Raw genomic sequence first — 1,076 nt, forward strand, 5'->3', positions numbered from 1 at the left:
ATGGCTGGCCTTGCCGCTTTTGATCGTTTTCCCGCCATGCACCGCCGCCTCGCACTCCGCCTTGTCCTTTGCTTTACCGCCCTGGCCGCCACGGCCTGTTCGGGGCCCGGGCCACGCAGCTACACGGTGACGCAGGAGCAGCTGCAGGAGGTGGTGGCGCGGCGCTTTCCCCAGCATTACCCGGTGGCGGGCCTGCTGTCGCTGGACTTGCAGGCGCCCGTGCTGCGCCTGTTGCCGCAGACCAACCAGATCAACGCCACGATGGTGGCCGAGCTCTCGGGCAACGCCTTGAAGCGCAGCTACAGCGGCGGGCTGGATGTGGACTTTTCGCTGCGCTACGAGCCGAGCGACCACACTTTGCGGGCGCACCAGATCCACATCAACGCGCTGATGCTCAACGACCTGCCGCCGGCGCTGGCCGACATGCTCCAGACCTACGCCCCGGCGCTGGCCGAGAAGACCCTGGACGAGGTGACGCTGCACCAGCTGCGCGACAAGGACCTGGCGCTGGCCCAGGGCGCGGGCCTGCAGCCGGGCCAGCTCACCGTGACCGACCGGGGGCTGGTGATGGAGCTGGTGCCGGTGCCCAAGCCGCAGCCGTAAAACGCATCCCCATCCGCACCCCGCCGCCGGCGGGCGTTTTTCATTCCACCCTGGGCCTGCCCATGAGCGATCTTTCCGCCTTCCCCATCACCGAGAAATGGCCCGCACTGCATCCCGAGCGCCTGCAGCTGTATTCGCTGCCCACGCCCAATGGCGTGAAGGTGTCGATCATGCTGGNATTCCACCCTGGGCCTGCCCATGAGCGATCTTTCCGCCTTCCCCATCACCGAGAAATGGCCCGCACTGCATCCCGAGCGCCTGCAGCTGTATTCGCTGCCCACGCCCAATGGCGTGAAGGTGTCGATCATGCTGGAGGAGCTGGGCCTGCCCTACGAGCCGCACCGGGTCGGCTTTGACAAGAACGACCAGATGTCGCCCGCGTTTTTGTCGCTGAACCCGAACAACAAGATCCCGGCCATCCTCGACCCCGACGGGCCGGGCGGCCAGCCGCTGGCACTGTTCGAATCGGGCGC

At 67.0% G+C, this 1,076-nt stretch carries 3 protein-coding genes; 2 read left to right on the forward strand and 1 reads right to left on the reverse strand.

Annotation, left to right across the window (positions count from 1 at the left end; all coding sequences use genetic code 11):
• Positions 1-126 precede the first annotated feature (126 nt).
• Positions 127-603: a hypothetical protein gene (locus QZH66_RS16735; RefSeq protein WP_305806990.1), complete on the forward strand. Its 477-nt coding sequence runs from the start codon at positions 127-129 to the stop codon at positions 601-603.
• A gap of 40 nt (positions 604-643) precedes the next feature.
• Here QZH66_RS16735 and QZH66_RS16740 read toward each other — a convergent pair whose 3' ends face one another.
• Positions 644-775, reverse strand: coding sequence for a hypothetical protein (locus QZH66_RS16740; RefSeq protein ID WP_305806991.1), 132 nt, complete (start codon positions 773-775; stop codon positions 644-646).
• 26 nt (positions 776-801) lie between these two features.
• Here QZH66_RS16740 and QZH66_RS16745 point away from each other — a divergent pair.
• A partial coding sequence (locus tag QZH66_RS16745) for a glutathione S-transferase N-terminal domain-containing protein (protein WP_305806992.1) occupies positions 802-1,076 on the forward strand: 275 nt, incomplete at its 3' end.

It is taken from the genome of Stenotrophomonas sp. YIM B06876 (genome assembly GCF_030711595.1).
Taxonomy (GTDB): Bacteria; Pseudomonadota; Gammaproteobacteria; order Xanthomonadales; family Xanthomonadaceae; genus Stenotrophomonas.

What these genes read in the sequence shown, in the direction of transcription:
- QZH66_RS16740 (WP_305806991.1), bottom strand. Translation starts at nt 775, where the DNA reads ATGATCGACACCTTCACGCCATTGGGCGTGGGCAGCGAATACAGCTGC.